Origin of the sequence: Micromonospora sp. NRRL B-16802 (assembly GCF_001279555.1) — a bacterium.
Lineage (GTDB): Bacteria > Actinomycetota > Actinomycetes > Mycobacteriales > Micromonosporaceae > Micromonospora > Micromonospora profundi.
In genome coordinates this window covers 1-25,835 of record NZ_LGEB01000056.1, presented here as the reverse complement: position 1 = coordinate 25,835, position 25,835 = coordinate 1, and the positions used below count along the sequence as shown (strand labels likewise).

Annotated in this window: 25 protein-coding genes and 1 pseudogene; 2 read left to right on the top strand and 24 right to left on the bottom strand. The window is 71.9% G+C overall.

The genetic code is table 11. The features are described from left to right. Positions 1–18 precede the first annotated feature (18 nt). The 10 genes from mihF to pyrR form a co-directional block, all read right to left on the bottom strand. Complete coding sequence (mihF, locus tag ADK66_RS13955) at positions 19–336, bottom strand: integration host factor, actinobacterial type (RefSeq protein ID WP_053655462.1); 318 nt, start codon at positions 334–336, stop codon at positions 19–21. Positions 337–514: 178 nt separating this feature from the next. Further along, entirely contained in the window at positions 515–1,351 is an 837-nt protein-coding gene (pyrF, locus tag ADK66_RS13950) for an orotidine-5'-phosphate decarboxylase (RefSeq protein ID WP_053655461.1), read from the bottom strand. A gap of 74 nt (positions 1,352–1,425) precedes the next feature. Further along, positions 1,426–2,700, bottom strand: coding sequence for an adenosylmethionine--8-amino-7-oxononanoate transaminase (locus ADK66_RS13945; protein WP_053655519.1), 1,275 nt, complete (start codon positions 2,698–2,700; stop codon positions 1,426–1,428). Next, positions 2,697–2,924, bottom strand: coding sequence for a hypothetical protein (locus ADK66_RS13940; protein WP_053655460.1), 228 nt, complete (start codon positions 2,922–2,924; stop codon positions 2,697–2,699). The genes ADK66_RS13945 and ADK66_RS13940 overlap by 4 nt, the downstream gene beginning before the upstream one ends. Before the next feature lie 224 nt (positions 2,925–3,148). Next, entirely contained in the window at positions 3,149–4,195 is a 1,047-nt protein-coding gene (locus ADK66_RS13935) for a quinone-dependent dihydroorotate dehydrogenase (RefSeq protein ID WP_053655458.1), read from the bottom strand. Beyond that, positions 4,192–7,539, bottom strand: coding sequence for a carbamoyl-phosphate synthase large subunit (gene carB, locus ADK66_RS13930; protein WP_053655456.1), 3,348 nt, complete (start codon positions 7,537–7,539; stop codon positions 4,192–4,194). Before carB ends, ADK66_RS13935 begins: the two co-directional genes overlap by 4 nt. Continuing rightward, the gene (carA, locus tag ADK66_RS13925; RefSeq protein ID WP_053655454.1) at positions 7,532–8,713 is read right to left on the bottom strand and encodes a glutamine-hydrolyzing carbamoyl-phosphate synthase small subunit; all 1,182 of its coding nucleotides are present in this window, start codon (positions 8,711–8,713) and stop codon (positions 7,532–7,534) included. The genes carB and carA overlap by 8 nt, the downstream gene beginning before the upstream one ends. Continuing rightward, positions 8,710–9,987 carry a dihydroorotase gene (locus tag ADK66_RS13920; RefSeq protein ID WP_053655452.1) on the bottom strand — a complete coding sequence of 426 codons (1,278 nt, stop codon included), beginning with the start codon at positions 9,985–9,987 and terminating at the stop codon, positions 8,710–8,712. The genes carA and ADK66_RS13920 overlap by 4 nt, the downstream gene beginning before the upstream one ends. Further along, positions 9,984–10,904 (bottom strand): aspartate carbamoyltransferase catalytic subunit, encoded by a 921-nt coding sequence (locus tag ADK66_RS13915; protein ID WP_053655450.1) that lies wholly within the window; start codon positions 10,902–10,904, stop codon positions 9,984–9,986. Before ADK66_RS13915 ends, ADK66_RS13920 begins: the two co-directional genes overlap by 4 nt. Continuing rightward, positions 10,901–11,485: a bifunctional pyr operon transcriptional regulator/uracil phosphoribosyltransferase PyrR gene (pyrR, locus tag ADK66_RS13910; RefSeq protein ID WP_053655448.1), complete on the bottom strand. Its 585-nt coding sequence runs from the start codon at positions 11,483–11,485 to the stop codon at positions 10,901–10,903. The genes ADK66_RS13915 and pyrR overlap by 4 nt, the downstream gene beginning before the upstream one ends. Positions 11,486–11,772: 287 nt before the next feature. On the opposite strand from pyrR, the gene ADK66_RS13905 reads away from it, so the two are divergent. Beyond that, positions 11,773–12,261: a transcriptional regulator gene (locus ADK66_RS13905; RefSeq protein WP_007458348.1), complete on the top strand. Its 489-nt coding sequence runs from the start codon at positions 11,773–11,775 to the stop codon at positions 12,259–12,261. A 62-nt stretch (positions 12,262–12,323) separates the two neighbouring features. Here ADK66_RS13905 and nusB read toward each other — a convergent pair whose 3' ends face one another. The 4 genes from nusB to aroB form a co-directional block, all read right to left on the bottom strand. Continuing rightward, a complete protein-coding gene (gene nusB / locus ADK66_RS13900) occupies positions 12,324–12,734 on the bottom strand; it encodes a transcription antitermination factor NusB (RefSeq protein WP_197281519.1) in 411 nt (136 codons plus the stop codon). Between the two features lie 23 nt (positions 12,735–12,757). Then, positions 12,758–13,315: an elongation factor P gene (efp, locus tag ADK66_RS13895; protein WP_053655444.1), complete on the bottom strand. Its 558-nt coding sequence runs from the start codon at positions 13,313–13,315 to the stop codon at positions 12,758–12,760. 519 nt (positions 13,316–13,834) lie between these two features. Next, positions 13,835–14,266 carry a type II 3-dehydroquinate dehydratase gene (gene aroQ, locus ADK66_RS13890; RefSeq protein WP_053655518.1) on the bottom strand — a complete coding sequence of 144 codons (432 nt, stop codon included), beginning with the start codon at positions 14,264–14,266 and terminating at the stop codon, positions 13,835–13,837. Further along, positions 14,263–15,342: a 3-dehydroquinate synthase gene (gene aroB / locus ADK66_RS13885; RefSeq protein ID WP_053655442.1), complete on the bottom strand. Its 1,080-nt coding sequence runs from the start codon at positions 15,340–15,342 to the stop codon at positions 14,263–14,265. The genes aroQ and aroB overlap by 4 nt, the downstream gene beginning before the upstream one ends. Positions 15,343–15,471: 129 nt before the next feature. On the opposite strand from aroB, the gene ADK66_RS13880 reads away from it, so the two are divergent. Further along, entirely contained in the window at positions 15,472–16,200 is a 729-nt protein-coding gene (locus tag ADK66_RS13880) for an alpha/beta fold hydrolase (RefSeq protein WP_053655440.1), read from the top strand. 63 nt (positions 16,201–16,263) lie between these two features. Here ADK66_RS13880 and ADK66_RS13875 read toward each other — a convergent pair whose 3' ends face one another. The 10 genes and pseudogenes from ADK66_RS13875 to ADK66_RS31880 all read right to left on the bottom strand — a co-directional run. Then, positions 16,264–16,767 (bottom strand): shikimate kinase, encoded by a 504-nt coding sequence (locus ADK66_RS13875; RefSeq protein ID WP_053655438.1) that lies wholly within the window; start codon positions 16,765–16,767, stop codon positions 16,264–16,266. Continuing rightward, positions 16,767–17,945 (bottom strand): chorismate synthase, encoded by a 1,179-nt coding sequence (gene aroC / locus ADK66_RS13870; RefSeq protein ID WP_053655436.1) that lies wholly within the window; start codon positions 17,943–17,945, stop codon positions 16,767–16,769. Before aroC ends, ADK66_RS13875 begins: the two co-directional genes overlap by 1 nt. Positions 17,946–18,077: 132 nt before the next feature. Then, positions 18,078–19,007, bottom strand: coding sequence for a glycosyltransferase family 2 protein (locus tag ADK66_RS13865; protein ID WP_053655435.1), 930 nt, complete (start codon positions 19,005–19,007; stop codon positions 18,078–18,080). Then, a complete protein-coding gene (locus tag ADK66_RS13860; protein ID WP_053655433.1) occupies positions 19,004–19,678 on the bottom strand; it encodes a glycosyltransferase in 675 nt (224 codons plus the stop codon). The genes ADK66_RS13865 and ADK66_RS13860 overlap by 4 nt, the downstream gene beginning before the upstream one ends. Further along, positions 19,675–20,154: a polysaccharide biosynthesis protein gene (locus ADK66_RS13855; protein ID WP_053655431.1), complete on the bottom strand. Its 480-nt coding sequence runs from the start codon at positions 20,152–20,154 to the stop codon at positions 19,675–19,677. Before ADK66_RS13855 ends, ADK66_RS13860 begins: the two co-directional genes overlap by 4 nt. 214 nt (positions 20,155–20,368) lie before the next feature. Next, positions 20,369–21,631 (bottom strand): hypothetical protein, encoded by a 1,263-nt coding sequence (locus ADK66_RS13850; protein ID WP_053655429.1) that lies wholly within the window; start codon positions 21,629–21,631, stop codon positions 20,369–20,371. Continuing rightward, positions 21,628–22,530 carry a sulfotransferase domain-containing protein gene (locus ADK66_RS13845; RefSeq protein WP_053655427.1) on the bottom strand — a complete coding sequence of 301 codons (903 nt, stop codon included), beginning with the start codon at positions 22,528–22,530 and terminating at the stop codon, positions 21,628–21,630. The genes ADK66_RS13850 and ADK66_RS13845 overlap by 4 nt, the downstream gene beginning before the upstream one ends. An 8-nt stretch (positions 22,531–22,538) precedes the next feature. After that, the gene (locus ADK66_RS13840) at positions 22,539–24,134 is read right to left on the bottom strand and encodes a lipopolysaccharide biosynthesis protein (protein WP_053655425.1); all 1,596 of its coding nucleotides are present in this window, start codon (positions 24,132–24,134) and stop codon (positions 22,539–22,541) included. Then, positions 24,131–25,465 (bottom strand): O-antigen ligase, encoded by a 1,335-nt coding sequence (locus ADK66_RS13835; protein ID WP_053655517.1) that lies wholly within the window; start codon positions 25,463–25,465, stop codon positions 24,131–24,133. Before ADK66_RS13835 ends, ADK66_RS13840 begins: the two co-directional genes overlap by 4 nt. Positions 25,466–25,495: 30 nt before the next feature. After that, positions 25,496–25,835 (bottom strand): annotated as a pseudogene (locus ADK66_RS31880) (lipopolysaccharide biosynthesis protein); the annotation flags it as partial.

Here is a 25,835-nt window from a genome sequence, read left to right as displayed (position 1 = left end):
TTCTACACGCTGCCAGGTTCAGTTGGCGGCGAACTCTCCAAGCAGTGCCTTGCGCTGCTGCTCGCCGAGGCCGCGCAGGCGACGGCTGTCAGCGATCTTGAGCTTCTCCATGATCTGGGTAGCCCGGATCTTGCCAATGCCCGGCATCGCCTGGAGGACGGCCGAAACCTTGAGCTTGCCGACGACGTCGTCGCCCTCGGCCCGTTCGAGGACGGCACCGAGGGTGGTCTTGCCCTGCTTGAGCTGTTCCTTCAGCTCGGCACGGGCCTTGCGGATCTCCGCAGCCTTCTCGAGCGCGGCAGCGCGCTGTTCGGGGGTCAGTGACGGGAGCGGCACCAGTTCTCCTCAGGTCCCTATCGCGGCGGGCGGGGCGCACCGCCGCATCTGTGAAACGTGGTGTCGCTGTGAACCAAGGGGTCCGTGGTTCCCAGCGCGGGGAAAACTAGCGGTCAACGGAACTTTCGGCAACGTGGGCACGCGATGATCATCGGAGAGTGACCGAGCCGTCAGTCAGTCACCGGGCAGCCAGAACGGCCCGGCACTCGGCCAGCACCCGGTCCGCGGCGGCCCGCAGGGCGGTGCCGTCCGGACCTGCCGAGAGCACCTCCCGGGAGTACGACGGGAGCACTGCGGGAAGGCTGGAACCGAACACTGTGCGTAGGTCCGCGGCCCCTGCACCCTGTGCTCCGAGCCCCGGCGCGAGCAGCGGACCACCCACGCCGGAGAGGTCATGACCGGTGTCTCCGATGGTCGCGCCGACCACCAAACCGAAGCTCCCGAGGGGGTCTGCACCCCTGTTGAGCTGGGAAATCTCGTCAATCACGGTCTGCGCGACGGTGCGCCCGTCGGCCGTACGGGCACGCTGGACGGCGGCGCCCTCGGGGTTCGAGGTGAGGGCGAGCACGAAGACACCGCCGCCGTGCTGGGCAGCGAGTTCGAACATCGGGGCCAGCGAACCTACTCCCAGGTAGGGGCTCGCGGTGACGGCGTCGACATACAAAGGGCTGGATGGATCGAGGTACGCGGAGGCGTACGCGCTGACCGTTGAGCCGATGTCGCCACGCTTGACGTCCAGCAAAACGAGCGAACCGGCTTCCCGTAACTGTCGGATAGTTGACTCAAGGATCGCCACACCGCGGGACCCGAACCGCTCGAAAAAGGCCGACTGAGGCTTGACCACCGCAACCCGGTCACCGAGGGCGTCAACGACGGTCCGGGTGAACCGGTCAAGACCGTCAACGTCGTCGGCGAGACCCCAACGGGCCAGCAGACCGGGATGCGGATCGATGCCCACACAGAGCGGCCCCCGCTCGGTGATCGCCCGGTGCAGCCGGGTGCCGAAGGTCTCCATGGGAGTGTTCTCCTCTCCTCGTCCGGGCGGCAGCCCCGCCCGGGTCACACCGTCGACCCGGTGAACGGGCCCTCTCAGCCGTACGTCACCGCCGCCGCCACCCCGGCCGCGATGCGGGCCAGGTCGGCGTCGTCGGTGACGTACGGCGGCATCGTGTAGATCAGGTCGCGGAACGGTCGTAGCCACACGCCTCGGTCGATGGCCGCCGCGGTGGCCGCCCCGAGGTCCACCTCGTGATCGAGCTGGACCACCCCGATCGCGCCGAGCACCCGTACGTCGGTCACGCCGGGCGTGCCGCGCAGGGGCTCCAGACCGGCGCGCAGGCCCGCGCCGACCCTGGCGACCTGTCCCGCCCAGTCCCCCGCTTGCAGCAGCCCGAGGGAGGCGTTGGCGACGGCACAGGCCAGCGGGTTGCCCATGAAGGTGGGCCCGTGCGCCAGGACACCCGCGGCGGAGATGCCCCGGGCGATCTCCGGGGTGCACAGGGTCGCGGCCAACGTCAGGTAGCCGCCGGTGAGCGCCTTGCCCACGCACATTACGTCCGGGGACACCCCGGCGTGCTCGGCGGCGAACATCGTGCCCGTACGGCCGAACCCGGTGGCGATCTCGTCGAAGATCAGCAGCACGCCGTGGGCCTGGGTCACCTCGCGCAGCACCCGCAGGTACCCGGGATGGTGGAAGCGCATCCCGCCGGCGCCCTGCACCACCGGCTCCACGATCACCGCGGCCAGTTCGTCGGCGTGCCGTTCGACGGCGTCGACCAACGCGGCCACGTACGCCTCGTCCGGCGGATCGGCGAACCCGCCCGGCGGCACCGGGGCGAAGACCTGCCGGGGCAGCACGTCGCCCCAGAGGTGATGCATCCCACCTTCGGGGTCGCAGACGCTCATCGGGTGGAAGGTGTCACCGTGGTAGCCGCCTCGCCACGTCGCGAGCCGGCGCCGCTGCGGCCTGCCGATCGCCCGCTGGTACTGCAGGCACATCTTCATCGCCACTTCGACGCTCACCGAGCCGGAGTCGGCCAGGAACACGTGCTCCAGACCTTCCGGGGCCAGCTCGACAAGGGCCCGGGCGAGCTGGACCGCCGGCTCGTGGGTGAGGCCGCCGAACATCACGTGGCTCATCCGGCCGAGCTGGTCGGTCACCGCCGCGTCCAGCACCGGGTGCCGGTAGCCGTGGATCGCCGCCCACCAGGACGACATCCCGTCCACCAGTTCCCGCCCGTCGGCCAGACGCAACCGCACTCCCTCGGCGCTGCTCACCACGTACGGCTGGTTAGCCGATGGCAGCGCCGTGTACGGGTGCCAGACGTGCGCCCGGTCGGCGGCCAGGATCTCCTCGGGCGTCACGCGCACTCCTTCCAGAGCTGGACGGGCCGGTCACCGCAGACGGGCCGCCGCCACCGACCAGCCCGGTCCGTCGACGCGGCCCGGTCCGTCGACGCGGCCCGGTCCGTCGACGCGGCCCGGTCCGTCGACGCGGCCCGGTCCGTCGACGCGGCCCGGTCCGTCGACGCGGCGCGGAGGCCGGGCACCGCCCGGACGGCAGGCACGGCGCGGCCGCGCCGGACCACTTGTGCGCGTCCTTTGCTCTGCTTCAACCCACGCAACGGCCAGCGTCCGGTATCCGGACAACGGGTGGTGCGTCGGGTGAAGCAGAGCAAAGGACGCGAGGACAGGTCGGCGGCCGGAGCGGCACGACGCACGATCACGCCACCCGACACGCAAACCGGAGCGGCACGGCCCACGAGCAGGCCACCCGACACGGAGGCCGCAGTCGGCTCGACCGCCCCTGCGGTCACCGGCCGGCGACCGGGTCAGGTGCTCCCGTGGTGGCCTTCGCGCGGGCGACGGCCCGGACCAGGGCGGGTCCCCGGTAGATGAAGCCTGTGTAGAGCTGCACCAGGGCGGCGCCGGCGTCGAACATGCGAGCGGCGTCGTCCGGGTCCAGCACTCCGCCGACCCCGATGATCGGCAGCCGGCCACCGGTCTCCCGGTGGACGAAGGCGACCACCTCCCGGGCCCGACCGGTCAGCGGACGGCCGGACAGCCCGCCGGTCTCCGCACCGCGCTGCGCGTCCGTCGGGGCAAGCCCGTCACGGCCGAGCGTGGTGTTGGTGGCGATCACCCCTGCCGCGCCCCGGGCCAGGCAGACCTCCAGCAGTTCGGCGATGGCCGCCTCGGTCAGATCAGGGGCGATCTTGACCAGGACCGGCTTCTCCCCCACCAGGGCCGCGAGCAGCGCATCCAGGTGCGTACGGTCCTGCAACGAGCGCAGGCCCGGTGTGTTCGGTGAGGAGACGTTCACGGCGAAGTAGTCGCCGTGCCCGCGCAGCGCACGGTACGAGGTGAGGTAGTCCTCGACAGCCTCGTCGAGCGGGGTCACCTTGGACTTGCCGAGCGAGATGCCCAAGGGCACACCGATCGGGCGCGGCAGCGCGGCCAGCCGGGCGGCCAGCGCGGCGGCACCGGCGTTGTTGAAGCCCATCCGGTTGACCACCGCCTCGCTGGCCGGCAGCCGGAACAGGCGCGGCCGGGGGTTGCCCGGTTGCGCGTGTGCGGTGACAGTGCCCACCTCGACGAAGCCGAAGCCGAGCGCCGGCCACGCCGCCAGCGCCGCGCCGTCCTTGTCCATGCCGGCGGCCAGCCCGACCGGGTTCGGGAACCGGACTCCGAAGACCGTGCGCGGCGCGCTCACCGCGTACCGGGTGCGCAGGGCGGCGAGCGCGGCGGGCCGCCGGGACAGCGCGGCCAGCCGCCGCAGTGTCCACTCGTGCGCGGCCTCCGCGTCGCCACCGCCGAGCCGGAACAGCCAGGGCCGTACCGCCCGCTCGAACACTGTCACTGGGCGGCCCGCAGGGTGGCGTGCAGGTCCTGCAGGGGGCGTACCTGCATGTCGCCCCGGATCCGCGCCTCGATGCCCATCACCGCTGCGGCAGCGCCGGGGACCGTGGTGATGCAGGGGATGTCCCCGGTGACGGCGGCGCTGCGGATCTCGTAGCCGTCGGAACGGGCGCTGGCACCCGAGCCCTGCGGCGTGTTGATCACCAGCGCCACGTGACCGCCGAGGATCAGTGACACCGCGTCGTCGCTCTCGCCGGCCTCGTAGTGCTTGCGGACCTGCTCGCAGGCGATGCCGTGCCGGCGCAGCACCTCGGCGGTGCCGGTGGTCGCCACGATCTCGAAGCCCAGATCGGCAAGCCGCTTGATCGGGAAGATCATGCCGCGCTTGTCCCGGTTGGCCACCGAGACGAAGATCTTCCCGGCGGTCGGCAGCGAGCCGTACGCGGCCGACTGGCTCTTGGCGAAGGCATGCCCGAAGTTGGTGTCGATGCCCATCACCTCGCCGGTGGACTTCATCTCCGGCCCGAGCAGCGAGTCGATGCCCTTGCCGGCGCGGGTCCGGAAGCGCTTGAACGGCAGCACCGCCTCCTTGACCGCTACCGGCGCGTCGGCGGACATCGTGCCGCCGTCCCCGGTCGCCGGCAACAGTCCCTCGGCCCGCAGCTCGGCGATGCTCGCGCCGAGCGCGATCCGTGCCGCCGCCTTGGCCAGCGGCACGGCCGTCGCCTTCGAGACGAACGGAACGGTCCGCGAGGCGCGCGGGTTGGCCTCCAGGACGTAGAGCACGTCGTCCTTGAGCGCGTACTGCACGTTGAGCAGGCCACGGACGCCGACGCCACGGGCGATGGCCTCGGTGTAGCGGCGGACCTCGGCCAGGTGCGACCCGGCGAGGGTGATCGGCGGCAGCGCGCACGACGAGTCGCCGGAGTGGATGCCGGCCTCCTCGATGTGCTCCATCACCCCACCGATGTAGACCTCGCCGTCGGCGTCGCACAGCGCGTCCACGTCGATCTCGATGGCGTCGTCGAGGAACCTGTCGACCAGCACCGGGTGGTTCGGGGAGATGTCGGTGGCCCGGCCGATGTAGTCACGCAGCGTCGGGTCGTCGTAGACGATCTCCATGCCGCGACCGCCCAGCACGTACGACGGCCGGACCAGCACCGGGTAGCCGATCTCGTCGGCGATCGCCTTGGCCTCGTCGTAGGAGGTGGCCATGCCGTGCGCCGGCGCGCGCAGCCCGGCGCGGGCCAGCACCGCACCGAACGCGCCCCGCTCCTCGGCAAGGTGGATCGACTCCGGGGAGGTGCCGACGATCGGCACACCGGCGTTCTTGAGTCGCTGCGCCAACCCCAGCGGCGTCTGCCCGCCGAGCTGCACGACCACACCGACCACGCCCGGCCCGCCAGCCGCGCGACCCGAGGAGTCCTCGGCGTGCCAGACCTCCAGGACGTCCTCGAAGGTCAGCGGCTCGAAGTAGAGCCGGTCGGCGGTGTCGTAGTCGGTGGAGACCGTCTCCGGGTTGCAGTTGACCATGACGGTCTCGTAGCCGGCCGACCGCAGCGCCTGCACGGCGTGCACGCACGAGTAGTCGAACTCGATGCCCTGTCCGATCCGGTTCGGGCCGGAGCCCAGGATCAGCACCTTCGGCCGGTCCGACGGCACGACCTCGGTCTCCGAGTCGTACGTCGAGTAGTGGTACGGCGTGGTCGCCTCGAACTCGGCCGCGCAGGTGTCCACAGTCTTGTAGACCGGGCGTACGTCGAGGCGGTGCCGCAGGGTGCGGACGCCGTCCTCGGCGGCCAGCTCCGGGCGCAGCGCGGCGAGCTGCCGGTCGGACAGGCCGGCCCGCTTGGCGCGGCGCAGCAGGTCGGCGTCGAGCACCGGGGCGTCCACGATCTCGGCCCGCAGCTCGATCAGGGCGACGATCTGGTCCAGGAACCACGGGTCGATGCCACCGGATGCGGCGCTGACCTCGGCGATCGACGCGCCGAGGCGCAGTGCGCGCTCGACGGTGTACAGCCGGCCGTCGTGCGGGATGCGCAGCGCGGCCAGGGTGTCGGCGAGCGTGACGCCGGCCGGGTCGGGCTGCGTCCAGAAACCAGATGATTTGGTCTCCATCGAGCGCATCGCCTTGTTGAGCGCCTCGGAGAAGTTGCGGCCCAGGCTCATCGCCTCGCCCACCGACTTCATGGTGGTGGTCAGCTCCGGGTCCGCGCCTGGGAACTTCTCGAACGCGAACCGGGGGATCTTCACCACCACGTAGTCCAGGGTCGGCTCGAACGCCGCCGGGGTCTTCAACGTGATGTCGTTGGGGATCTCGTCGAGGGTGTAGCCGATGGCCAGCTTCGCGGCGATCTTGGCGATCGGGAAGCCTGTCGCCTTCGACGCCAGCGCCGACGACCGGGACACCCGCGGGTTCATCTCGATCACGACGATGCGGCCGTCGACAGGGTTGACCGCGAACTGGATGTTGCAGCCGCCGGTGTCCACACCGACCTCGCGCAGGACCGCGATGCCCAGGTCACGCAGACGCTGGTACTCCCGGTCGGTGAGCGTCATGGCCGGTGCCACTGTGACGCTGTCTCCGGTGTGCACGCCCATCGGGTCGATGTTCTCGATCGAGCAGACCACCACCACGTTGTCGTGCCGGTCGCGCATCAGTTCGAGCTCGTACTCCTTCCAGCCGAGCACGCTCTCCTCGATGAGCACCTCGTGCACCGGGCTGGCGGCCAGACCGTCACCGGCGATGCGGGCCAGGTCCTCCGGGGTGTGTGCCATGCCCGAACCCAGACCGCCCATTGTGAACGACGGCCGGATCACCACAGGCAGCCCCAGATCGGCGACGGTCTCCTCGACCTCTTCCATCGAGTGGCAGACCCGGGAGCGGGGCACCAGCGCGGCCGGGTCCTCGACGCCGAGCCGGACACCGGCCTTGGCGACGATCTCCTTGAACAACTGGCGGTCCTCGCCCCGGTTGATGGCGTCGATGTTCGCGCCGATCAACTCGACGCCGTACTTCTCCAGGACGCCGTTCTCGTGCAGGGCGACGGCGGTGTTCAGCGCGGTCTGCCCACCGAGGGTCGCCAGGATCGCGTCCGGGCGTTCCTTGGCGATGACCAGTTCCACGAACTCCGGGGTGATCGGCTCGACGTACGTGGCGTCGGCGAACTCCGGGTCGGTCATGATCGTCGCCGGGTTGGAGTTGACCAGGCTGACCCGGATCCCCTCACTGCGCAGCACCCGGCACGCCTGGGTGCCGGAGTAGTCGAACTCGCAGGCCTGCCCGATGACGATCGGCCCGGAGCCGATCACCAGGATGTGCTTGAGATCGCTCCGCTTAGGCATTGCTGCGCCCCTCGCTGTGGGTCGGGTCTGCACTGGTCTGCCGGCCCTCGATCAGCTCGGCGAAACGGTCGAAGAGGTAGTCCGCGTCGTGCGGACCGGCCGCCGCCTCCGGGTGGTACTGCACGGTGAACGCCGGTACGTCCACGGCCCGCAGCCCCTCGACCACGTTGTCATTGAGGCAGACATGGGACACCTGAACGCCACCGAACTCGGTCTGGATCACCTGGTCGGGGACCACCGCCCCCTGCCCGGCGCCCGGCACCTGCACCGCGAAGCCGTGGTTGTGGCTTGTCACCTCGACCTTGCCGGTGACCCGGTCGAGCACCGGCTGGTTGATGCCGCGGTGGCCGTAGCCCAGCTTGTAGGTGCCGAAGCCCAACGCCCGCCCGAGGATCTGGCTGCCGAAGCAGATGCCGAACAGCGGGATGCGGCGGGTCAGCACCTCCCGGGCCAGCGCCACCGGCCCGTCGGCGGTCGCCGGGTCACCCGGGCCGGGCGAGAAGAACACCGCGTCCGCGCCGGTGGCGAGCAGGTCCTCGATGCTCGACGAGGCGGGCAGCACGTGGGTGGTCACCCCCCGCTCGGCGAGCCGCCGCGGCACGTTGCGCTTGATGCCCAGGTCCAGCGCCGCGACGGTGAACCGCCGCTCGCCGACGGCCTCGACGACGTACGGCTTGGCGGTGGTCACCTCGGCGCTGAGGTCCGCGCCGACCATCTGCGGTGACGCGAGGACCCTGGCCAGCAGGCTCTGCGGGTCCGTGTCGATGCTGGAGATGCCCACCCGCATGGCGCCCCGGTCGCGCAGGTGCCGGGTCAGCGCCCGGGTGTCCACCCCGCTGATGCCCACCACGCCCTCGGTGGCGAGCCGGTCCTCCAGACTGCCGGTGGCCCGCCAGTTCGAACCGATGCGGGCCGGGTCGCGCACCACGTACCCGGCCACCCAGATCCGGTCGGACTCGTCGTCCTCGCCGTTGACGCCGGTGTTGCCGATGTGCGGCGCGGTCTGCACGACGACCTGGCGGTGGTACGACGGGTCGGTGAGGGTCTCCTGGTAGCCGGTCATGCCGGTGTTGAAGACGGCCTCGCCGAAGGTCTCCCCGACACTGCCGTACGCCTCGCCGTGGAAGATGCGCCCGTCCTCGAGTACGAGAATCGCGGGTCTGCGCTTGCTCACTTGACAGCCTTTCCGTCCAGAACCGTCGGCTCGCCGCGCAGGAAGGTCGCCACGATGCGACCTGGCAGCGTCATGCGGGCATACGGGGTGTTGCGACTGCGACTGGCCAGCTCCGCCGGCTCGATGGTGCGGCGGACGGCCGGGTCGACAAGGGTCAGGTTGGCCGGCACACCGGGCGCCGGGTCGACGCCGTGCCCGGTCAGCCCGGCGATCCGGGCAGGCGTGCGGGACATCCGCTCGGCGATCAGGTCCCACTCGGGGCCGAGCACGTCGAGCGCGATGGACAGGGCGGTCTCCAGACCGAGCATCCCCGGCCGGGCGTACGCCCACTCGCACTCCTTGTCCTCCACGGCGTGCGGGGCGTGGTCGGTGGCGATGATGTCGATGACGCCGTCGGCGAGCGCGGCGCGCAACGCGGTGACGTCCGCGGACGTCCGCAGCGGCGGGTTGACCTTGAAGACGGGGTCGTAGCTCTCCGCGCGCTCGTCGGTGAGCAGTAGGTGGTGCGGGGTGACCTCGGCGGTGACGCGTACCCCACGGGCCTTGGCCTGACGCAGCACCTCGACGCTGCCGGCGGTGGAGACGTGGCAGACGTGCAGGCGGCTGCCCACGTGCTCGGCGAGCAGCACGTCCCGGGCGATGATCGCCTCCTCGGCGACCGCCGGCCAGCCGATCAGCCCGAGCCGGGTGGAGACCTCACCCTCGTGCATCTGGGCGCCCTCGGTGAGCCGGGGCTCCTCGGCGTGCTGGGCGATGATCCCGTCGAACGCCTTGACGTACTCCAGTGCCCGGCGCATCAGCAGCGGGTCGGCCACGCAGTGCCCGTCGTCGGAGAACATCCGCACCTGGGCCGCCGAGTCGGCCATCGCGCCCAGCTCGGCGAGGCGCTCGCCGGCCAGCCCGACGGTGACCGCGCCGACGGGCTGCACGTCGACCAGCCCGGCCTCCCGGCCGAGCCGCCACACCTGCTCGACCACACCCGCGGTGTCGGCCACCGGAGAGGTGTTGGCCATCGCGCAGACCGCCGTGTAGCCGCCCAGCGCCGCCGCCCGGGAGCCGGACTCGACGGTCTCGGCGTCCTCCCGACCCGGTTCGCGCAGGTGGGTGTGCAGGTCGACAAGGCCGGGCAGGGCGACCAGCCCGGTTCCGTCGATGACCGTCGCGTCCGGCGCGGACAGCCCCGCACCGACCTCGGCGACGACGCCGTCGCGGATCAGCAGGTCCGTCGGCGCGGCGCCGACGACGCTCACGCTGGTGATGAGGTACGCGGTCACCGGTTGTTCCCTCCGAGCAGCAGGTACAGGACGGCCATCCGCACGGAAACCCCGTTGGTGACCTGTTCGACGATCGTGGAGCGGGGTGAGTCGGCCACCTCGGGGGTGATCTCCATCCCCCGGTTCATCGGGTGCATGACGATGGCGTGCTCCGGCAGCCGGCGCATGCGGGGCCCGTCCAGCCCGTAGCGGCGGGCGTACTCGCGGGCGGACGGGAAGTAGGAGTCCTTCATCCGCTCCCGCTGCACCCGCAGCATCATCACCACGTCGACGTCGGGCAGCACCGAGTCGAGGTCGTAGGAGACGTCGGTGCCGGGTGCGAGGGCGCCGGCGATGTCGACCGGGATGAGCGTCGGCGGGCCGACGAGGGTCACCTTCGCGCCGAGGGTCGACAGCAGCAGGACGTTCGAGCGGGCGACCCGGGAGTGCAGCACGTCTCCGACCACGGCGACCGACAGGCCGGCGAGCCGACCCAGCCGGGCCCGCATCGTGTACGCGTCGAGCAACGCCTGGGTGGGGTGCTCGTGGGTGCCGTCGCCGGCGTTGACCACCGAGCCGTCCACCCAGTTGGCGAGGCGGTGCGGGGCGCCGGAGGCGGGGTGCCGCACGACCACCGCGTCAGCGCCCATCGCCTGCAGGGTCAGCGCGGTGTCCTTCAGGCTCTCGCCCTTGGCGACGCTGGAACCCTTCGCGGAAAAGTTGATCACGTCGGCGCTGAGCCGCTTCGCCGCCGCCTCGAACGAGATCCGGGTACGTGTGGAGTCCTCGTAGAAGAGGTTCACGACAGTACGGCCGCGCAGCGCGGGCAGCTTCTTGATCTCGCGGCCGGCGACAGTGGCCATCTCGGCGGCGGTGTCCAGGATCTCGGTGGCGGTGTCGGCGTCCAGGTCCGCGCCGGAGAGCAGGTGCTTGATCATGCGGTTGCCCCTCCGTACAACTTGACCTCGTCGACACCGTCGGTCTCGGCGAGCGTGACCTTCACGCTCTCGGCGAGCGAGGTCGGGATGTTCTTGCCGACGTAGTCGGCGCGGATCGGCAGCTCCCGGTGGCCCCGGTCGACAAGGACCGCGAGCTGCACCGACGCCGGGCGACCCACGTCGTTGAGCGCGTCGAGCGCGGCCCGGACAGTGCGGCCGGAGAACAACACGTCGTCGACGAGGATGACCCGCTTGCCGTCGATGCCGCCGGTGGGCACCTGGGTGGGGCCGACCGCGCGGGTGGCGTGGCGCCGCAGGTCGTCACGGTAGAGCGTGATGTCGAGCACACCCACCGGGATGTCGACGGCCTCGAAGGTGCTGATGCGGGCCGCGAGCCGTCGCGCGAGGGGCGCGCCACGGGTGGGAATCCCCAACAACACGGTGTCGGCGGCGCCCTGGGTCTTCTCCAGGATCTGGTGCGAGATGCGGTCGACCACGCGCTGCACGTCGGCGCTGTCGAGGATGACCTTCACCGAGGGTTGTCGTGGTGGTGACGAGCGGGCAGCCGGTGGGTACGCCACGGCAGACCTCCTTCCCCGCCTCACGGGACGGGTCGTTAAAGGATGTCGGGCAACTCCGGTCGGACCGCGTACAGACCCGGACCGGGGCTTCACGCCACGTTACCAGTGGTCACCCGGCCGATGGACGGCGGCTGCTGACCACCGGATCAGGCCGACGAATGGGGATAACTCCCCCGGTGGCCCTCAACGGTAGGGTCGCGACCACTTGACCACGTGTCGCATTCCCCGTACCGTCACGCTCCGTAGCGATCGACGGGAGAACCCCGAGCAGCACTGGGAGTGTCCGAATGCCCTCTGAATACGCCAAATCTCTGGGCGCCCGCCTGCGCTCCATCCGCCAGCAGCAGGGCCTGTCCCTGCAGGGTGTGGAGGAGAAGTCGAACGGGCGGTGGAAGGCCGTGGTGGTCGGCTCGTACGAGCGTGGCGACCGCGCCGTGACGGTTTCCCGTCTGGCCGAGCTGGCCGAGTTCTACCGTGTCCCCGTCTCGGAGCTGCTGCCCGACGGCAGTGGTGTCCGTCACGAGCCCACCAGCAAGATCGTTCTGGACCTGGAGCGGCTCTACGACGAGGCCTCCGAGGACCTGGCCTACGTCGCCCGCTACGCCCGCGCCATCCAGCAGCAGCGTGGTGACTACAACGGTCGGGTGCTCTCCATCCGCGCCGACGACCTGCGCGCGCTCGCGATCGTCTACGACGCCTCGCCGTCCGGGCTGATCGAGCGGCTCACCGAGCACGGTGTGCTGGTCGCCGACCCGCGGGCGTTCTTCGCCTCCTGAGTGTCGCTCCACCCGAAAAGGCCCGTGCCGGATGGCACGGGCCTTTTCGGTGGTGCCTGACCTCAGCGGGTGGCGTACTCGGCGATACGGCCGAGCAGACCGTTGAGGAAGCGCGGCGAATCGTCGGTGGACATCTGCCGGGCCAACTCCACAGCCTCGCTGATCGCCACCGCGTCGTCGATCTCGTCGACGTAGAGCAACTCGTAGACGGCGACCCGGGCCAGGTTGCGGTCGACCACCGGCATCCGGTCCAGGGTCCAGCCCTCGGCATAGCTGGCGATCAGCTCGTCGATCCGGTTGAGGTGTTCGGCGACCCCCTCGATCAGGCCCACCGCGTAACCCAGATGCTCCGGGCGGGGCTGTTCGATGCGCTGAAGGTAGCCGGCCAGCACCTCCACGGGCGGCCGGTCCCGCAGGTCGGCCTCGTAGAGGACATCCAGCGCCCGCTTGCGCGCCTTGCGGCGCGCCGGCATCTGCTGCTTGGGACCCTCAGCCATCAGGCGCGGCCGAGGTAACGGCCGTCGCGGGTGTCGACCTTGATCTTCTCACCGGTGGTGATGAACAGCGGGACCGGCACTGTGGCGCCGGTCTCGACGGTCGCCGGCTTGTTGCCGCCGGTCGACCGGTCGCCCTGCAGACCCGGCTCGGTGTACGTGACCTCGAGCACGACACTGGTGGGCAGCTCGATGTAGAGCGGCACACCTTCGTGGGTGGCGACTGTCGCCTCCGCCTCGGGCAACAGGTAGTTGGCTGCCTCCCCGACGGTGCCGCCGGGAACGGTGATCTGGTCGAAGGTCTCCAGATCCATGAAGACGTAGTCTTCGCCGTCGGCGTACAGGTACTGCATCGTGCGCTTGTCCACGGTCGCGGTCTCGACCTTGGTGCCCGCGTTGAAGGTCTTGTCGACCACCTTCCCGGACAGCACGTTCTTCAGCGTGGTGCGCACGAAGGCACCACCCTTACCGGGCTTGACGTGCTGGAACTCGACGACGGACCAGAGCTCGCCGTCAAGGTTGAGTACCAGGCCGTTCTTGAGGTCGTTGGTAGAGGCCATTTCCTGCCTTGATCATCAATTGGCGGACAGACCTGGCAAGTCTACAAGCTGCGCTGCGGCGCGTTACCCGCCGTGGTCGGCCGACCGTCCCGCCGCGCGGCCGGCATCCCGACGACGGTGACGGAACGTCATTTGCGGGTCACGGCCGTCCCATCCTTCCTGGCCCCTTTGCTCTGCTTCAACCCACGCAACAGTCACCCTCCGTAAGACGCGACAGGCAGGGCCGACCGACACCGGTGCCGGGTATGCGCAGCTCAAGGTCGGTGTCGCGTGGGTTGAAGCAGAGCAAAGGAGGCGACGAGGAGGGCGGCCGCCTGCACGCGGCCGGGATGCGGCAACCGACGGTGACGCCCTCCATCCAGTAGCGGTGTCACAGTAGGTAAGCCGACGCGACGAGGGCGGCGGAAGGCGCCGGTGGACCAGGGCTGCGGAAGCGCCGGTCGGCGTGGGTCAGCCGGCTTCGCTCCGGCCGACGTGGTCGGTGGCGGACTACAGCAGCGCCTACACCTGGGCGGCAGGTCAGGCGGTACGGGTGGCGAGGTGATGCAGGGCGAGCCGGTAGCCGTCGATACCGAGACCGCAGATCACCCCGGTGGCCACCGCGGAGACCACCGAATGGTGCCGGAACTCCTCGCGGGCGTGGATGTTCGACAGGTGCACCTCAACCAGCGGCCCGCGCAGCATCGCGCAGGCGTCGCGCACCGCGTACGAGTAGTGCGACCAGGCGGCCGGGTTGAGCACCACCGCCGCGCTCTCGTCGGCGGCGGCGTGCAGCCAGCCCAGCAGCTCGTGCTCGGCGTCGGTCTGCCGGACCGTCACGTCCAGCCCCAACTCACGGCCGGTCGCCTCGCAGAGCGCCACCAGATCGGCGTAGCTGGTCGAGCCGTAGACCGCCGGCTCCCGGGTGCCAAGCCGGCCCAGGTTCGGCCCGTTCAACACATAGACCTTCACGGCGCGCACACCTCGCGGTAGGCCGCTTCGAGCAGCGCGTCGTCCGGTCCCTCAAGCATCGCGGGGCGGGCCAGCCCGTCCAGCACCACGAAACGCAGCTTGCTGCCCCGGGCCTTCTTGTCCACCCGCATCGTGGCCAGCAGTCGTGGCCAGGCGTCGGCCGGGTAGCTCACCGGCAGGCCGAGCGCGACAAGGGTGCGGCGGTGCCGGTCGGCGGTCGGCGCGTCCAGGCGACCGGCGAGGCGGGCCAGCGCGGCGGCGTACACCAGGCCGACGGAGACGGCATGGCCGTGCCGCCAGCGGTAGCCCTCGTTCTGCTCGATGGCGTGCGCGAGGGTGTGCCCGTAGTTGAGGACCTCCCGCAGGCCGGACTCGCGCAGGTCGCCAGCGACCACGTCGGCCTTGACCCGGATGGCCCGCTCGATCAGCTCCCGGGCCACCGGCCCGCGCGGGTCGGTGGCCGCGGCCGGGTCGCGCTCGACCAGGTCGAGGATCACCGGATCGGCGATGAAGCCGCACTTGACCACCTCGGCCAGCCCGGCCGCCAGGTCGACGGCGGGCAGGCTGTCCAGGGTGGCAAGGTCGGCCAGCACCCCGACCGGCGGGTGGAACGCGCCCACCAGGTTCTTGCCGGCGGCGGTGTTGATTCCGGTCTTGCCGCCCACCGCGGCGTCCACCATGCCCAGCAGCGAGGTCGCCACCGGCACCCAGCGCACACCGCGCAGCCAGCAGGCCGCGACGAAGCCGGCCAGGTCGGTCACCGCGCCGCCGCCCACCCCGACCACCGCGTCGGTACGGGTGAAACCGGCCGCGCCCAGCCGGTCCCAGCAGGCGGCCGCCACGTCGATCTGCTTGCCCGACTCGGCGTCGGGCACCTCGATCGGCAGCGGCTCGATCCCGGCCGCGCGCAACCGTTCGCCGAGCGCGTCGGCGAGGGTCTTGAGCGGGGGCGTGTGCAGTACCGCCGCCCGGGTCGCGCCGGGCAGCAGGCCGGGCAGGGCGTCCAGCAGGTCGCGGCCGACAAGCACGTCGTACGGCCGCTCGCCGCCGACCGGGATCCGGGTCACGTCGTCCATCGCCGGCAGCCTAGTCCAGCGCGTGGCGCGGCGGCGGCGGGAGACGGCGGCGCCCACTGCGTGAAACCGGGCAGAACTGTCGGTGCGCGGTCGTAGGGTCGGCTCGACAACCGAGTTGAGGAGCGACATATGGCGACGTTCGTGCTGGTGCCGGGGTTCTGGCTGGGTGCCTGGGCGTGGCGGGACGTGACCGGGGCGCTGCGCGCGCAGGGGCACGAGGTCTACCCGATGACGCTCACCGGGCTGGCCGAGCGTGACCACCTCGCCGGGCCGGACGTCACCCTGGACACGCACACCACCGACATCGTCCGGCTGATCGAGGTCGAGGCGCTGCGCGACGTGGTGCTTGTCGGCCACTCCGGCGGCGGGATGCCGGTCGCCCAGGCGGCGGACCGCATCCCGGACCGCATCGCCCGGGTGGTCTACGTGGAGAGTGGGCCGCTGCCGGACGGCACGTCGCAGTTCGACACGGTGCCGCCGGAGGAGCAGCAGCGACTGCGGGCCCTCATCGGCGCCGGGCACCTGCTGCCGCCGCCGGCCTGGGATCCGGCGGCCGACCCGACCAACCTCGCTGGGCTTGACGATCCGACGTTGGCCCTGCTGCGCGCCCGCGCCACTCCGCAGCCGCTGCGCACCGCCACCGACCCGGTCCGCCGCACCGGCGGCCGCCCTGTGCCGACCGCCCTGGTCGCCAGCACCTTCCCGCTCACAGTTGTCCGCGAGATGATCGACCAGGGGCACCCGTTCTTCACCGGGCTGGCCGGGGGTCGGCTGTTCGAGGTGCCCACCGGGCACTGGCCGATGCTCAGCGAGCCGAAGGCCCTGGCCGACGTGCTCGACAGCGCCGCCCGCGACTGAACGGCGCGGGTCACCGGCTGACCGGTCAGCGCGGCGTCGGTCGGCGAGTCGCCGACCGACGGGTCAGCGAGGCAGCAGGGCGGCGATCTCGGCGGCGATCTCCGCCGGGGTGCGCCCGTCGGTGACGACCGTCTCGGTGGCCACCTCGGCGTAGAGCGGACGGCGCTGGTCCATCAGGTGCTTGAGGGTGGCGCGCGGGTTGATCGCCAACAGTGGCCGGCCCGCGCCGAGCCCGACCCGCTTCACGGCGTCGGGCAGCTCGACCGACAGGTGCACCACCCGATGCCCGATCAGGGCGGCACGGGTCTCCTCGGCCAGCACCGCGCCGCCGCCCAGGGCGAGCACACCAGGGCTGGCCGCCAACGCGGCGGCGACGGCGGCCCGCTCCAGGGCACGGAAGTGGTCCTCGCCCTCGTCGATGAAGATCTCCGGGATGGGCTTGCCGGCCATCTGCTCGATGTCGGTGTCGGTGTCGCGGAACTCCACACCGAGTACGGCGGCGAGGGCCTGCCCGACAGTGGTCTTGCCGCAGCCGGGTGCCCCGACCAGCACGACGACCGGCGCCATCAGCGGATGACCAGCGCGTCGAGGTAGCTGGCGAGGTTGCGGCGAATCTCGGCGACCGAGTCGCCGCCGAACTTCTCGGTGGCAGCTTCGGCGAGCACCAGGGCCACCATCGCCTCGGCGACGACCGCCGCGGCGGGCACCGCGCAGACGTCCGAACGCTGGTTGATGGCGGTCGCCGGCTCGCCGGTGGCGACGTCCACGGTGGCCAGCGCGCGGTTCAGCGAGGAGATCGGCTTCATGGCGGCGCGGACGCGCAGCGGCTCACCGGTGGTGATGCCGCCCTCCAGACCGCCGGCCCGGTCGGTGACCCGGCGGACACCGGTGGCCGACGGGATGATCTCGTCGTGCGCCTCGGAGCCACGGGAGCGGGCCTGCTGCCACCCGTCGCCGATCTCCACGCCCTTGATCGCCTGGATGGACATGAGCGCGGTGGCCAGCCGGGCGTCGAGCTTGCGGTCCCACTGCACGTGGCTGCCCAGCCCTGGCGGCACGCCGTACGCCAGCACCTCGACCACGCCACCGAGGGTGTCGGCGGCCTTCTTCGCGGCGTCGACCTCGGCGACCATCAGGGCGCTGGCCTCCGGGTCGAGGCAGCGCAGCGGGTCGGCGTCGATGCGGGCGGCGTCCTGGGGGCTCGGGCGCAGCCCGGGCTTCGCGGCGATCGGACCAAGCTCGATGACGTGCGAGACGATCTCGACGCCGAGTGCCTGCCGGATCAGCGCCTTGGCGACAGTGCCGGCGGCGACCCGGGCGGCGGTCTCCCGGGCGCTGGCGCGCTCCAGGATGGGACGGGCGTCGCTGTGGCCGTACTTCTGCATGCCGGCCAGGTCGGCGTGGCCGGGCCGGGGACGGGTCAGCGGGGCGTTGCGGGCCTGCCGGGCCAGCTCGTCGGGGTCGACAGGGTCGGCGGCCATCACCGTGCGCCACTTCGGCCACTCGGAGTTGCCCACCCGGATCGCCACCGGGCTGCCCAGTGTGACGCCGTGCCGCAGCCCGCCGAGCACCTCGACCTCGTCCTGCTCGAACGACATCCGGGCGCCCCGGCCGTAGCCCAGCCGCCGACGGGCCAGCTCACCGGCGATCTCGGTGGTGCTCACCTCGATACCGGCCGGCACCCCCTCCATCAACGCGACGAGGGCGGGACCGTGCGATTCACCTGCAGTCAACCAGCGCAACACAGCGGTCAGTCTGTCACGCCCGGCCGCCGGCCCGATGCGCTGCCCGCCGCGTCCCGCCCTACGGACGGCGACACACGGCGGGACCGCCGTCGGCAGTGACCCGGTGAAGCCCGGGCCGCCGCCGACGGCGGATCAGATTCCTCGGCCGCGCTTGTGCAGGGTGCGCAGCACCGCGTCGGCCCGCACCACCCGACCGGCGACCGCGAGCGCCAGGTAGGCGCGCGGCTCGCGGGGGTTGCGGCGCAGGGTTCGCCGCGCCCAGCGCAGCGCGCCCCGGCGGTCGCCGGACGCGGCCCGGGCGAAGGCGATCTGTCCGGTGACCCGCGCCTCGCCGGCCGGCTGGCCGGCGAACTCCGGGTAGCGGTGCAGCAGCCACTGCAACGCCTCGGAGATCGTGTCCCAGCGCTGGGCGAAGTACGAGCGCTTGTGCCACCGCACGAGCACCGACGGGGTACGCAGGTTGAGCAGCGGCGCGCTGCGGGCGGCCCGCAACAGGAACTCGTAGTCCTCGGCGTAGCTGCCCGGAATCTCCTCGTCGACAAGGCCGAACCCGTCGCGCAGCGCTGCCGCGCGGATCAGGAAGGTCGACGGGTGCAGCTCCGTCATCCGGTCCCGCAGCAGGTCGTCAAGGGTGATCCGGTCCTTGTCGAGCACCCGGTCGACGGTGTGCCCGTCGTAGGTGACCCGGATGCCGCAGCACACGAACTCGGCGGCCGGGTCGGCGGTCAACGCCTCGACCTGGGCGGCCAACTTGCCCGGCAGCCACTCGTCGTCGTCGTCGCAGAACGCGACAAGCTCACCCTCGGCAGCGAGGGTGCCGCTGTTGCGGGCGCCGGCGAGGCCCGGTGTGCGCTGGTTGCGGATCACCCGCACCGTACGGTCCGGACCGGTCAACCCGGCCAGATCGGTCAGCGACTCGTCGGGCGTGGACTGGTCGAACACGACCACCGCTTCGATGCCGCCCGCGTACTCCTGGGCGAGGATCGCCGCCAACGCGGCGCGCAGCAGCTCGGGCCGGTCCCGGGTGGGCACCACGACGCTCACTGTCGGCTGCCGGGTCATCGAATCTCCTCCGTACCCCGGCCGGAACGCGGCCAGGTCCGCCAGCGGGGGCGGCGCCGGGTCGACCGGGCCACCAGGTCCTCCACGATCTGTCCGACCCGGGCCACCGCCGCCCGGCGCGCCTCGTGCGCGTCCGGGTCGGCGGCCACCGCGTAGCGGGACGGGTCGGCGTGTCCGGCGTCGAGCGCGTCGTGCAGCGCCTCCCGGGTCTCGCAGAGCGCCACCAGGCCGGCCGCACCGAGCCTGCGGGCGAAGAGCTGCTGGTGGTCGTCGACGTGCTCGCCGTGCACTGGGTCACGGGGCACCACGATGGGCAGGTGGCCGTGCCTGCGGGCCTCCAGGATCGTCGCCGGGCCGCCGTGGCAGACCACCAGGTCGGCGTCGGCCATCGCCCGTTGCAGGTCGTCGTGGCCGAGGAACGGCACCGCACCGGGCAGCTGCGGCGCCTCGGTGTGCCCGTGCTGCACGGTAAGCGCGACCGGCCGATCGACCTTCGCGTGCCACTGGGCCAGCCAGTCGACGAGCCGGTCGAAGCGGTGCTTGTCGGTGCCGACCGCGACGAGCAGTCGGGTCTGCGCGGTCGGCCTGGTGTCGCGCTGGCGGGGCAGCCGGGCCGGCTCCGAGGTGCCTGCCGCGTACGGGCGCGGTGCGGTGCCGGCCTCCCCGTTCACAGAAGTGTCCCGACGACTGTGGCTTCCGGATACTGCCGGCGCTGCTCATCCCACTGCACGAGCATCGCGGACAGGAACGGGCGGCAGAGCCGGGCCGTCAGCGTCGGCGTGTCGATGCGGTCGTACACCTCGATGTAGACCGTCGGGATGCGGCGCAGGCGGGCCAGCACCACGAACGGCACCGCCACCCCGGCGCCGGTGGTGACCACGGCGGCGACCCGCCTACCGCGTAGCACCCGCCAGGCCAGCAGCGCGTTGCGCAGCAGGTTCGGCACGTTGCGGGTGGTCGGATGGTGCGCGGGCACCAGGTCCTCGCCGGCCAGCAGCGACACCGCCTCCGGGGTGTCGAAGGTGACCCAGCAGCGCCGCCACTGTTCGTACCAGGGCCGAAGGGCGAGCAGTTGCGCCAGGTGCCCGCCGCTGGATCCCACCAGCAGCAGCACCGGCGGCTCGCCGCCGTCGTTGTTCGCGTCCACGCGACTCCCCACAAGTTCGCTTGGAATTCAGGTTTAGACCAGCCAGAAGCAGATCACAGGTTCGTCGGCCGTTGAATAGCGCGACCGGCCGAGGTGACGATCTCCACCCGGGGTGTCCGGGTACACCGTCCGTCCTGGACCAATCGACATACATCACGACCTGCTAGTTCGTCGTCACCCTACGACACATTCCTGTCGTAGAGGTTTTCCCAGTTCAGGAGGTATGTCGTTTCTCGATGACGTCCAACAGTGCGGGATGCAGCGCGCCGTTCCAACCCGCTCCGGCGTCGGCCAACCGCCACGTCCGCAGCCACATCTCCACCAGATACGCGTCGGCCACCAGCCGGCGCTGCGCCGGGTTCAGGCCGAGCCGCTCACCGTGCCGGTCCAGATGCTCGTCCACGGCGGCAGCGGCCACGGCGGCCGGCTCCCCCCGCAGCACCAGCGAACGCTGGAACGCGTCGTGCGCCAGGTCGAAGCCGAGCGGCACGTCCGGGCCGCTGTGCTCCCAGTCCCACGCGACCAGCCGTCCGGCGTGCAGGCCCAGGTTCCACGGCACCCAGTCGCCGTGCCAGTGCCCGAACTCCACTGCGGTGTCACGGTGCCGGCGAGCCAGCGCGGCGACTGCGGCGACCGCCCGCGCGCCGGCCGGCTCGGCCACGGCCGCGCGGTCGGCAAGCTCTGTCAGTCGGGTGAGGAACGTCGAGGAGGCCAACGGTCGGGGCGCCTCCGCCGGAGCGCCCCGGCGGGCCACCGCGAGCAGGGCCGCGATCCGCGGCGGGTCGTCGACAGGTACGCCGCGCACCGCGGGCGGCAACGGCTCCACCACAGCGACCACGTGGTCGCCCCACACCGTCTCGGCGAGCAGCCCCGGAGGCGTCGGGTGGTCGGCGACGCCGGTCACCCCGCGCAGGTCCCGCAACGCCGCCGCCTCGGCGGTGACAAGCGCCCGGGTGGCGTCGTTCCAGCCGATCTTCGCGTAGCCACGCGGGCGACCGTCGGCGTCGAACAGTTGCAGGGTGGGCTTGCCGTTCGGGTCCGGTGGACGGACACCGAAGGCTGCCAGCAATGGCGTACCGCCGAGATCAGCGGCGAGCCGCTCGGTCAGCAGCAGGTCGACCGCCGGCACGCCCGCCGGCACCGAGACGGTGAGCGTCGGAAAGGGCGAAAGGCCCGCGCCGCCGAACCGGGCCAGCCCACCGATCGCCGCCCGCAACGCACGCACCTTCGGCGGACGCAACGCGTTGTACGCCAGCAGCGACGCCGCACCGGCCCGGGGAGCGCCAAGCGGCACCAGGAACCGTGCCCGGGCCACCGACGGCACCACCGCGTACCGGGCCACGGCCCGATGACCGGCCGGCAGGCCACCGCCCACGGTCAGGCCGACCCTGTCGTCCGGGAACACCGCACGACTGACCCAGCCCAGCCCGTCGGACCGGGATCGGGGATCCGTGTCCGAGGCGACCTCCGTGGTCACGCCGCCCGGTCCGCCCAGTCGAGGTCCAACCCGAGCCGCTCGCGCAGCGCGTCGTTGTACGGCCGGTAGTACTCGGTCAGTTCGGCGCGTACCGCGGGATCCAACGGCGCGGACCGCCTGTCGTTGTAGACCTTGAAGTCCGGCAGGTCGTGTGGCGGCAGGCCGAGGAAGTCGAGTGTGCGCCCGTAGGTGGCGCGGGCGTCGCGGTACAGGTCCTCGCTGGGCAGGAAGAGGATCTGCGACCTGTCGAAGCGCTCCAGCCACGGCTCCAGGTGCTCCAGGTAGCGCCCCCGGGCCCGGTACGTGTACCAGTCGTACGCCTCGCTGAACGACTCCGGCTCGGCGATCAGCCGCTCCCGCTCCCCCGCCGTCCGCTCCGGCTCGGCGGCCAGCGCGGCGGCGAAGTCCAGCGGCTCGATGCCGTGGGTGCGGCGTTCCTTCCAGTGCGAGTACGCCCGCTCCACCGGGTCCCGCAGGAGCACGATCAGCTTCACCGTCGGCATGAGCGCGGCCACCCGCTGCGCGGCGAGCGGGTGGAACATGTACAGCGGGGCCGCCTCGCCGACGCGGACCGGCCCGCCGTGCCGCCGCTGGAGCGCCTCGCGGTGTCGCTCGGTGGGGAAGTGCGACCTGTACCACGCCTCGCCGCGACCCCAGTGCTCCTCGAAGTAGTGCGCCGACTTCGTGTTCCACGCGGGAAAGAGCCGGGGAACGAGGGGGTGCTGGATGAGGTAGTTCCACAGGGAGGTGGTGCCGCCCCGCTTGGTGCCGATGATGAGGAAGTCCGGCAGGGGCCGTCGGTCGCTGGTGCGGACCCCGTAGTCGACGAGGGATTCCTTCACCCGGGTGGTCACCTGGGTCGGTACCAACTGCTTGACCCGGTCACGGATGGACGCCACGACGGACCTCACCTACCTTTCGTCGATGCCGGGGTCGCCCCGGCGGCAGTGGCCGCGTCGTCCCGCCCACGGATCTGCCTCATGGTCACTCGAATGCCGGCGCGCACCCGGGGCAACGTCAACAAGCCGACGCAGCCGGCGAGCAGAACTCCCAACGCCACCGCGACGCCGGGCAGGCCGCGCCCGCCGACCAGCACGCCGACGCCGGACGCCAGGCCCACGCCGGCGACAGTGGCCGCCGCCGCGCGCAGCGTCGCACCGTCGAACAGCGGTTCCCGGACCACCGACCGGGCGAAGCCGGCCGCGCTGAGGTTCTCGGTGGCGATGCCGGCGGCCCAGGCCAGAGCCGCGCCTGTCGCACCGTGCCCCGGGATCAGCAGGAACCCCAACGTGACGGTCATTGTCAGCCCGGCCAGGGTGGACACCAGGTGCAGCCCGCTGCGCCCACCCATCAGCAGCAGGCTCTGCACGTTGCCCACGCCCGTGTTCACGAGCATCGCCAGCGCGAGCACCGTCATCGCCGGCACCCCGGCGGTGAACTCCGGGCCGAACAGTTGCAGGAAGGCCAGCGCGAACACCGCCAGCAGCAGGTACACCGGCCAGGACAGCACCAGACCCCAGATGGTCAACTGCCGGTGCACGGCCGCCGCGGCGGCCCGCTCGCCCCGCCCGAGCAGCCGGGACATCTGCGGCGACACTGCCACCCGGAGCCCCTGCATGGCCAGTTGACCGGCCAGCACGTACCTGCCGACCGCGCCGAACACGCCAGCGTCCGCCGGCCCGGCCAGCACCGAGGTCAGCAGCACGCCCACCCACATGCTGCCCGCGTCGATGGCCGCCGAGGCGGCCCGGGGCAGCGCGAAGCGCCAGAACGTCGACCAGTCGGCGCGGTTGGACCGCAACGCCGCGCCCCGACCCAGCCCGAGCGGGCCGGCCACCAGGGTGAGGCAGACCAGCAGCGCCAGCGCCGCCGGCACCAGCCAGCCGGTCATGCCCGCGAGCAGGCCGCCGCCGGCCAGCGCGGCGGCGCCCACCAGCGCCGGGCGGGCCACCGGCAGCAGTAGGAACTGCACTCCGACGTACGCGCGGATGGGTCGCACGCAGCGCAGGGTGGCCAGCAGCAGGGTCATCGCCACCACCACCGGCACCGCCGCGAAGGTGACGGTGAGCAGCGCCCTACCGTCGTCGCCGGAGCCCTGGAGCAGCCGGGGTGCGAGCGCATCGGCGGCAAGCACACCGACAACGGCGACCAGGAGTCCGACCAGCAGCGGCGGGAGCAGCGCCACCGGGAGCATCCGGGCGGCGTCCCCCTGGCGGCCGATCCGACGCCGGGGCAGGGCCCACATGAGGCCGGTCTCGGCACCGAGCGTGCAGACCGCGGTGGCCACTGTGACGACACCGATCGCCGCGAAGAACGCACCCGAGCCTGCCGTGCCGTACGCCCGGGTGATGACCACTGCCAGTACGAAGCCGAACAGTCCGCTTGTCGCGGCACCGAGCAGCCCGGCCACGCCGCTACGCGCGCTGCGCCGGGTCTCCGCCGCACCGGCGTCGGACGGGTTGCTGGTGTCGGTGCCGGCCGCGCCCCGGGTGGCGGCGGTCATGCCGGCACCGCCGTACGCCGGGCGGCCTGCGGTTGCGACCCGTCCGACCGGGTGAGCCGTTCCCGTTCGGCGAGCGCCATCGCGAAGGCGACAGCGAAGAACGCGACTGCCAGATTCTGGTTTGCCATGCCGTAGAACGGGATCTGCACCAGGCAGACCACTGGCACCGCGGCCAGCCACTGACCGGCCGGCGAGGTCGCCCGCGCGCAGATCACCGCGGCGGCGACGAACCAGGCCAGGAAACAGATCAGCGCGGGTACGCCGTGACTGAACAGCACCATCCACAACTGCCCCTGGGTGCCGATCGGCGCGGCGGCGGAGACGGTGTCGACGTTCACCGGAGCGCCGTAGCCCAGCCACGGCGACTCCTGCACGCGGCGGATCACCTCGCTGTAGAGCGAGAGCCTGTCGGTGTTGGTGTCGCTGGAGTCGACCCGCTGGCTGATCAGGTCGGTGATCGGGATGACAAGCGTGGTGAGCGCGCCGATCACCACCACGCCGACGATGGACGCGGCGACCCGGACGTTGCCGCGCAGGCTGGCCCGCACCCCGAGCACCGCCAGTCCGGCGCCGAGGCTGAGGAACATGGCCCGGTTGAGGGTGAGGAACGCCGGCGCGAGCGACAGCGGCAGCGACACCAGCAGCGCCCACCGCAGCACTCCCCGCCGGCACAGCATGGTGAACGCCACCACGCAGGGCAGGGTCATGGCGTACGCGCTGCCGTAGTTGTTGGTGTACGCGAACGGCGCGGCCGGTCGGTAGATCGGGTTGAGCGAGCGAACGCTGTATTCGGCTGTGGTGAGGTGCACCATGTCCTGGATGAACGGGGTGCCGGCGACCCCGCCGGGCAGCAGCACTTCCAGCGGGGTGGTCATCTCCAGCCGGGGCACCAGCACCCCCAGCCAGCCCAGCACCACGAGCGCGAACCAGAACGCACAGAGCGGGATGAGCACCGGCACCAGGTCGGCGCGTTCCCGGGCGGCGGCGTAGACGTAGACGCCGACCACGAGCGCGGTCAGATAGAAGGCGAGCCGCAGGGTGAACGTCAACAGCGAGGCCGGTGACGTCAGTTGGGTGGCGCTCACCACCACGATGGCGAGGAACAGCAGCCAGATGCCGGCGGCCGGCGGCAGCGGCACCCGTCCCCGGGTGAACAGCAGCGCGAGCAGCAGCGCGCCCAGCAACGGCCAGCCGAGGTAGAACGCCCCGAGCAGCCACCAGAGCGGTACCAGGCCGAACATCACGGCAAGCGGCCACAGCGGCAGCTGGGCGGGGGGCGGGGTCGGCGGGATGGGCGCGCCTGCGGAGGGGGCGCCTCCGGGCGGCGGCACGGTCGCCGGGGCGCGGGTGACCGACACCCGTCAGGCCCGGCCATTGCGCGTGAGCACGAAGCCCAGCGGGGTGACGCCGGCGGCGCGCAGCCGCTCCACAAGTCGTCGCAGGTCGCTCTGCCGGGTGCGGTCCCGCTCGACGACCACCACCGCGTTGCCCTGCCGGGCGACAGCGACGCCGCGTTCGTCGGACTCCCCCGGTGGGGCGTTGTACAGCACGAGCCCGTGGTCGGCGCCCTGCCGCCAGGTGCCGAACCGGACGGTGCCCACGCCCACGGAAACCTCGTCCGGTGTGGCCGGCCGGCTGCTGTCGGTAAGGGCCGAGGTGACGCGGGGCAGCGTCAGGGTGGCATCCGGGTCGGTGGTCGGG

Excerpts from the sequence above, each read along its gene's own strand:
- pyrF (WP_053655461.1), bottom strand. The coding sequence starts at position 1,351 with ATGGAGACCTTCGGCACCCGGCTGCACCGGGCGATCACCGAGCGGGGG.
- carB (WP_053655456.1), bottom strand. The coding sequence starts at position 7,539 with ATGCCTAAGCGGAGCGATCTCAAGCACATCCTGGTGATCGGCTCCGGG.
- ADK66_RS13915 (WP_053655450.1), bottom strand. The coding sequence starts at position 10,904 with ATGATCAAGCACCTGCTCTCCGGCGCGGACCTGGACGCCGACACCGCC.
- ADK66_RS13905 (WP_007458348.1), top strand. The coding sequence starts at position 11,773 with ATGCCCTCTGAATACGCCAAATCTCTGGGCGCCCGCCTGCGCTCCATC.
- nusB (WP_197281519.1), bottom strand. The coding sequence starts at position 12,734 with ATGCCGGCGCGCCGCAAGGCGCGCAAGCGGGCGCTGGATGTCCTCTAC.
- efp (WP_053655444.1), bottom strand. The coding sequence starts at position 13,315 with ATGGCCTCTACCAACGACCTCAAGAACGGCCTGGTACTCAACCTTGAC.
- aroB (WP_053655442.1), bottom strand. The coding sequence starts at position 15,342 with ATGGACGACGTGACCCGGATCCCGGTCGGCGGCGAGCGGCCGTACGAC.
- ADK66_RS13880 (WP_053655440.1), top strand. The coding sequence starts at position 15,472 with ATGGCGACGTTCGTGCTGGTGCCGGGGTTCTGGCTGGGTGCCTGGGCG.
- ADK66_RS13875 (WP_053655438.1), bottom strand. The coding sequence starts at position 16,767 with ATGGCGCCGGTCGTCGTGCTGGTCGGGGCACCCGGCTGCGGCAAGACC.
- ADK66_RS13865 (WP_053655435.1), bottom strand. The coding sequence starts at position 19,007 with ATGACCCGGCAGCCGACAGTGAGCGTCGTGGTGCCCACCCGGGACCGG.
- ADK66_RS13840 (WP_053655425.1), bottom strand. The coding sequence starts at position 24,134 with ATGACCGCCGCCACCCGGGGCGCGGCCGGCACCGACACCAGCAACCCG.